Annotated in this window: 7 protein-coding genes and 1 pseudogene; 2 read left to right on the forward strand and 6 right to left on the reverse strand. The window is 42.3% G+C overall.

Features of this window, described 5'->3' with window-relative positions; genetic code table 11:
• Positions 1-18 precede the first annotated feature (18 nt).
• Positions 19-240 (reverse strand): hypothetical protein, encoded by a 222-nt coding sequence (locus RAC86_RS12655; protein WP_072565385.1) that lies wholly within the window; start codon positions 238-240, stop codon positions 19-21.
• Positions 237-782 (reverse strand): flavodoxin family protein, encoded by a 546-nt coding sequence (locus tag RAC86_RS12660; protein ID WP_072181886.1) that lies wholly within the window; start codon positions 780-782, stop codon positions 237-239. The genes RAC86_RS12655 and RAC86_RS12660 overlap by 4 nt, the downstream gene beginning before the upstream one ends.
• Before the next feature lie 121 nt (positions 783-903).
• Here RAC86_RS12660 and RAC86_RS12665 point away from each other — a divergent pair, with 121 nt between their 5' ends.
• On the forward strand, positions 904-1,785 hold the full coding sequence (locus RAC86_RS12665) for a LysR family transcriptional regulator (RefSeq protein WP_072565386.1): 882 nt from the start codon (positions 904-906) through the stop codon (positions 1,783-1,785).
• A gap of 60 nt (positions 1,786-1,845) precedes the next feature.
• Here RAC86_RS12665 and RAC86_RS12670 read toward each other — a convergent pair whose 3' ends face one another.
• Positions 1,846-4,131, reverse strand: coding sequence for a beta-L-arabinofuranosidase domain-containing protein (locus tag RAC86_RS12670; RefSeq protein ID WP_072565387.1), 2,286 nt, complete (start codon positions 4,129-4,131; stop codon positions 1,846-1,848).
• Between the two features lie 139 nt (positions 4,132-4,270).
• On the opposite strand from RAC86_RS12670, the gene RAC86_RS12675 reads away from it, so the two are divergent.
• Positions 4,271-5,155: an AraC family transcriptional regulator gene (locus tag RAC86_RS12675; protein ID WP_236827526.1), complete on the forward strand. Its 885-nt coding sequence runs from the start codon at positions 4,271-4,273 to the stop codon at positions 5,153-5,155.
• Positions 5,156-5,185: 30 nt separating this feature from the next.
• Here the strand turns inward: RAC86_RS12675 and RAC86_RS12680 are convergent, their stop codons facing one another.
• From RAC86_RS12680 to RAC86_RS12690, 3 genes and pseudogenes are all read right to left on the reverse strand, one after another.
• A complete protein-coding gene (locus tag RAC86_RS12680; protein ID WP_061186454.1) occupies positions 5,186-5,902 on the reverse strand; it encodes an endonuclease V in 717 nt (238 codons plus the stop codon).
• A gap of 121 nt (positions 5,903-6,023) precedes the next feature.
• A complete protein-coding gene (locus tag RAC86_RS12685) occupies positions 6,024-6,386 on the reverse strand; it encodes a hypothetical protein (protein WP_072181881.1) in 363 nt (120 codons plus the stop codon).
• Positions 6,387-6,504: 118 nt separating this feature from the next.
• A pseudogene (locus RAC86_RS12690) lies at positions 6,505-6,927 on the reverse strand (hypothetical protein); the annotation flags it as partial.

Below are 6,927 nucleotides of genomic sequence, written 5' to 3' on the forward strand. Positions count from 1 at the left end.
ACCTGGACAGGTGCTTTTTTATTTTGGTCCCGAAATGCCGTTCGATATGACAGTTGTTTCTTCTCCTGCATCACTCTTGATGATGTGCTTGACTTGCAGCGTGGTTCCTGCCATTCTCATAGATTGCTTCAACTGAGGCGAATTGGTTTCAACATCTATCCAAACAGGGGGCTGGACCTTCCAAAATAAAAAGAATGCAAGAATCAGCATGCCAGCAATGACCGACAGCAAAAACTTCATATAGCATCGCTTCTTTTCAGTAAGAGGCTCGCAGCAGACAGCGCCTGATGATCACGAAGAATATCGCCTGGACGATTGCCTTCTCCCAGCACATAGCCTTTAAAGGGCAGCCCCATAAAATCAAAAATATGTTCAAATTGCTGAATCAGCGGCAGCCCCTTTATTTTTGGATTGTCTCCGCCCACTGCTGTCACATATGCTTGCTTCACCGACATTTGTTGTTGAAAATCAGGAAATCGGGGATCTCTCAACGTCTGTGACCAGCGATCAATAAATAGCTTTAACGTCCCTGACATGCCGAACCAATAAATTGGAGTAGCGAATATGAGAATATCGCACGGCAATATCCGCTCAATAATAGAATTGTAGTCATCATGAACAGGACGGAAGCCGTCTTGAGTGTGACGATGATCTTCAATTGGCTGGATCTGATATTTACGCAAATGAATGTGTTCCGCATCGAATCCTTGAACAGCCTTCTCCGCAAGAATATCCGTATTTCCGCCAGACCGAGTTCCGCCGTTAATAACCGCAATTTTCATGATGCATCTACTCCTTTGTTTACGAATGATTTTCTTCATCATATAATGGATTCACCAATCATTACAGATGATTATTTTGATTAATTCAATCGGTAAAACCGATTTAGAAAGGAAGAGACAGGTGGAATTGAAGCAGCTGATCACCTTTGTTACGGCGGCAGAACATGTAAACTTCACCCTTACCGCCAAGATGCTTAATTATGCACAATCAAGCATTACCTCCCAGATCAAATCACTAGAAGAAGAAATCGGGACTCCTTTATTTGAACGGCTCGGCAAACGGCTTATCTTGACAGAAGCAGGAAAAACGTTCAAATCCTATGCGGAGAAGATCATTACTTTAACAGAAGAGGCGAAAATGGCCGCAAATCAAGTAAGAGAAACAACGGGAACCTTAAAAATCGGGGCGACGGAAAGCCAGTGCACATACCGCCTTCCGCCTATCATAAAAGAATTTAAACACGCTTTTCCCCAAGTAAAGCTCATATTCAAACCATATATCTCCAATGAACAAGCAAAAGAACAGCTCTTACAGGGCCAGCTTGATATCACCTTCATCTTGGATGTAAACCGGCCGGATGACACATTGCACGTTGAATCTTTGATTCAGGATGAGATCAAAATGGTGGCTGCTAACGACCATCTTTTCCCCGCAGATTTACCAGTAACATTGAAGGAGCTTCAAAACGAAACTCTTCTGCTGACAGAGGACGGCTGCTCGTACCGCACGCTCTTTGAGAACACTTTACATGACTCCGGTGTCTATCCTAACAAATTGGAATTCGTCAGCATAGAAGCCATCAAGCAATGCGTGATGGCCGGACTTGGGATTGGAATCTTGCCTGAAATGACAGTAAAAGATGATATTGCAGCAGGCCGGATGAAAGAACTTAATTGGCAGAGCGATTGCCCCGTTTTCACTCAACTAGCATGGCATAAGGACAAGTGGATGTCTGCGCCATTAAAGGCTTTTATCGATTTGACGCGGAAAACATTCAAATAAAAAACTTGCGGCCCATGGGTCGCAAGTTTTTGAGTGAACAAGCTTCATATCGATATGCATTCAATGTAAAACCATTTTTTCATTAATCATCCTTACCCCAAACACTCCGCCGGCTGCTGTTCCCTCACTTGATTTGAACGTGACAGTTACTCTCTCTTTTCCTTTCGTATATGCAACTGGAATGTCATAACATACATCAAAAAGCCTTCCTGGGTGAGTTGCCTTTAGCTGCTGTCTGGCCAGTAGTTGATCATCTATCATGATCTCAAAATTTCTTTCGTATGTTTGTTCCTCCGATTGAAAGGTATCATCACTTCCAAAATAAGTGACCAGCAAATACATGGGTTGACTCGGCTCTGTTTTCATCTCATAACTGAAAAAACCATCTCCTCTGCTGTCTCGCCAGCCTCTGTGAACGATACTTGCGTAACCGGAGTAAGAGTTTTCTTTTTTCAAGTGATGTTCTATCTCCTGCTGCTGTTCATTCGGCTGAACGGCATCAACGGTTATGCGTCTGATGATTTCCTGCCTTTCTTTTTCTTCATCTGTAAAATCAAGATATTCCTTTTCGGTCATCACATACCAGTAAACGGAATACCGCTGATGATGCACATTGTAGAACGGCATGAATGTGATTTCTTCATTCCCTGGCTGGCCAATCCGTTTCGTTTGAAATACGAGTGATGTTTCATCTACCCGCTTCACCCAATGATCCAATTGACGCTGATCCGCCACCAACACAGGGACATCAATTAACGGATGGTTATTGAGAGCGAGATGATCAGCAAGTATATCTGTTTCAGGGAAGTCCTCTCTGCCTAGTGCTCCTGCCAATACAACCGGCCCATACATCAGGACGCTTTTTTTAGGATCATCCTTCGCTTGATAGATGTGGAGTTTCATCGGCAAATCAATCTCAATACAATCTCCTGTATTCCAATGTTTGTGAATAACGAGGTACCCATTTTTCTCAACCGATTGAATTCGTTTCCCATTGACCGCAGCTTTAAGGCCGCCATTTGTCCAATAAGGAATACGAATATGCAGTGTCATAGGCACACCGTCAGCTTTTTTGACAACTAGCCTGGTTTTTTCGGCTGCTGGAAAAGAGGTTTCCTGTGTGATGATCAGTTGTTTTTCTTGCATGTTTATTTGTGAAGGAATAAATAAATTCACATACAGATCGTCTTGGTCTATATCATAAATATGCTGCGTATAGCGCGCAGGGTTTTCCATCCCGGTGCCTGTACAGCACCAAAAAGAATCTTCCGGTGAACAATACACCTTGAAATGCCCCGGCTGTGTGGAAACAAAATAGGTTTTCATGCCTGAATCAGGATCTTGGGAAGCAAGAATGTGATTATAAAGGGCTTTCTCATAGTAATCCATAAATCTCGATTCTTGAAACCACCAGAATAAATGCCCGGTCAATTTCAGCATGTTATACGTATTGCACGTTTCTGCGGTTGTCACCCCCAACTCCTCGCTGCCTTCCGCTCCGAAATGCTCTCCAATACTGTTGCCGCCAATTGCGTAGGAACGCTGATAAACAACCTGTTCCCAAAAGAAGAGCGCGGCATTTCTATATGCTTCATTACCAGTAATGTCATACAGCTTGGCGGCCCCGATCACCTTTGGAATTTGGGTATTGGCATGCTTTCCTTCAAGCTCATCCTTCCCCTCTGCCAGAGGCTGAAGAATGGCACGATGACAGAAACGTTCCGCAAGTTCAAGATATGCTTTGTTTTTCGTCAGCATAAAAAGATCGGCCATCGCCTCATTCATTCCGCCATGTTCACATATCAGCATACGCTGAAATTGCTCGTCCGTCAGACGATCCAGCCCCTTTTTTGCCCAATCAGCCAGCTTGACGACGACACGTAAAGCCGTCTGATTGCCGGTTAGCCGATACGTATCTATTAATCCCGCAAACAGTTTATGGATGCTGTACCACGGCACCCAAGAACCTCCCAGACTAAAGTGGTCCACCCGAAAATCACCACTGAACACCTCATCAAAACACGCTCTGGAGAAACCGCTTACATACCCCTCTTCATCAAATTGTTGGATATGACTCAGCTCATTCACTGCGTACTCTGCTTTTCTTTTCAGTTTTTCATCTCCGGAAGCCTGGTACATGGCTGATGCGGCTGACAGCCAATGACCGATCGAATGCCCGGCAATTTCCTTTGCCTCCCACCCGCCGTAGCGCGGTTTTTTAGGCGTCTGTGATACAGCCTCATAACACGGAGCCAAAAGACGGTCTACATCCAAAAAAAGCAAATATTCCTTCCCTTTCATCTGGGAATCATAAAACATGCCTTTTAATAATGTTACATCTTTCATATCTTGATCTCCCCCTATCACGTTTCATCATTCATGGTGATGCTTTCATTATCCAAATGATGATATGGGATGTGAATTCATTATTTATCAAAAACATATCCTTTTTTTAGATTGAACCGTTACACTGGAGATAAGAATAGTGAAAGATGGTGAAGCCATGTATGAAGTAAAACTCCAAGCCAATCATCTCCCTAAAATCCGTGAGGCCGGACATATGAAGGATACAGAAGGGACTTTACGTCACCCTGACAGGACGATGGATAGAATCAGTGTATTTTTTTACGTAAAACAAGGCGCGATCCATGTATTTGAGAACGAAAACGAGTACCGCATTCAGGCGGGGGGATATCTTTTTCTTAAGAACAATACACCGCATTGGGGAGGCGATTTTTATACACCCGGCACCGAATGGTACTACATTCATTTTTATGCCGAACCTTCCGTGGATCAGGAGGACGAGTTTTCTCCATTTCACAATTCACCAATCCTTCTCGACAGCATCTATTCATCACAATTAACCTTTCCGAAAAGCGGTTCTGTCTCTCATCGTGAGTACACAGAAAAACAGCTGAGCAGCATTGTTCATGCCTTTGAATCACCAAGTGCTTTCAGGGCGCTCCAAGCGTGTTCTCTCACCTATCAACTCTTCATTGATCTGTATAGAAATGCTATAAACAGTCAGGCCGGCACACGCTCTTCAAGGGTCATCAGCCGAATCATTGAATTTCTGCACCGTAACAAGCATGCAAAGCTGGTCAGCAGAGACTTTGAGGATGCTTTAGAAATGAATTATGCCTACCTTTCCTCCCTCTTCAAAAAGCAAACCGGGAAAAGCATAACAGCTTATAAAAATGAACTGCTGATTGCACAGGCAATTGATCTATTCAAAACAACCAACTTAAATGTAACTGAAGTCAGCAGCACATTAGGCTTTTCTAACCCTTATTACTTCAGCAGAGTGTTCAAACGGGTGACTGGAGTGTCCCCGTCTTTATATATAAGCGAAATATACAGAAATCAATAAAAAACACTTGCAGTTCCGGGCCTGCAAGTGTTACACGTGATTTTTCTGATAGAACGTTCGCAAGATATGTGTTTCTAGGTCAGCAAGGCGGACAGGGATTGGCAGCCTGCTTTCTTGATTGATCAGGCTCATCGTGATCTGATAGCTGCTTTCTAAATCAATATGATTTCCGCAAGACAAGAAGATAGGCTTCACGTCCCGCCGCGTCCGCAACGCCCGACCATATACCTCGCCATCAATGATAATATCGGTATATGCACCAACTTCATTTTCAGGCATGACGAAATCACAGTCTTTGATTTTGAGATAGGTTTTCGCAATCCCAATTGTCGGCTTACCGAGAAAAAAAGCAGCATGGGTGGCAACGCCCATATGGTTGTAATGCAGATACCCGTTGCCATCAAACAAAAACACATCGGGCTCCGTCTCCAATTTTTTCGCCGCCTCGATGATCAGCGGCAGCTCACGAAACGCAAGGAAGCCAGCAACATACGGCACACTGATTTTCCCCATGCTGTGCACTTTTTCAATGACTTCTTTAGTATCAGCATCAATCACGATAATACTACACACCCCGTACGGTTCGCCGTCCTGCTCCCAATAAGCGAGGTCGACGCCTGCGCAGGTGTTGATGGAGTCTGGGGTGATGGAGGGTGATAGGTTGATTTTATGTTTAAGGGATTGTTGTGTTTGAACAAAATCCGATTCATCTTTTAGATGAAAATCGTGAATTTGATGTACTTTCATTTCACTAGTTTTCCTCTCTTTACTTCTTAAAAAAGACCGATTTCAGGATATTCATTAATAAATCTGATTCCATGTTCCATAAATAGTAACCATTCCATCCATTAATCAAGAATCATTAAACCTACTTCCACCAAGTAGTTGTTACTTGATTTAAATGATATTCAATATATAAAATCACTTTTTTATAGTCATCTGATGAAAATTCTTTAATAGGATCTTCCCAATCATTATTTTTGGCTATTAAAACCAGATAATTACCTTCAGGAGAAATGTCAGGAACCCAGCCTAAATCAAGTGTTATTGAAGATTGTTCATGATAAAGCTGCAACAAACTGTCTGTGAACAAAAACCAGGAATCATCATTCGGTTCTAAAGTTCTTGGGTCTATTTCAACAAAATGATTATAATTCACTTTCCATCCTTGTGTTATTCGTAGAGGGTGTATATTAGCTTTTGGAACATCTAACCTAACATGTTTTCTCACAATGATAACCTCTATAGTAACTAGTTAACTTCTATCTGATGGTATTAGCGAAGGCTCCTGTATCAATAATAATAGATGCCTCTTTGAAAAAAGCAGGGTAATACAACCTGCTTTTTTATTAGTATTCATTTTTAATTTCTTTCATAAAAATATTATCCAATTGTTTAATTAATTCTTTAAGCTCAATGCACATAATATCTTCTACCGGATTTCCCCAATCTTCGTTTTTTATAAGTTCAATACCGTAACTTCCAGCTGGATCCCCTTCTGGGTACCACCCTACGTCAAGCAACAAGTTTTTTGTCTTGTGAGAAATCTGTAGGAGATCTTGGTTAAAGTCAAATAACCAAGTATCATCATTTGCCTCTAGGTTCTTAGGATCAGTATCTTTTAATGTAATATAATCAACAGTCCAACCAGCCGGTATCTTTAGCCTTAAGAAATTGGGAATCTGTTGGCTTAGTGGCTGCAAACCCTCTAAAACCCCACTTCCCACACTCCAGATTTGATATTCTAACTCTTCTAATACATGTTCTATTTC

It is taken from the genome of Bacillus sp. LR_5, from assembly GCF_042709275.1.

Coding starts and splice junctions, on each gene's coding strand:
- RAC86_RS12655 (WP_072565385.1), bottom strand. CDS start 240: ATGAAGTTTTTGCTGTCGGTCATTGCTGGCATGCTGATTCTTGCATTC.
- RAC86_RS12660 (WP_072181886.1), bottom strand. CDS start 782: ATGAAAATTGCGGTTATTAACGGCGGAACTCGGTCTGGCGGAAATACG.
- RAC86_RS12670 (WP_072565387.1), bottom strand. CDS start 4,131: ATGAAAGATGTAACATTATTAAAAGGCATGTTTTATGATTCCCAGATG.
- RAC86_RS12680 (WP_061186454.1), bottom strand. CDS start 5,902: ATGAAAGTACATCAAATTCACGATTTTCATCTAAAAGATGAATCGGAT.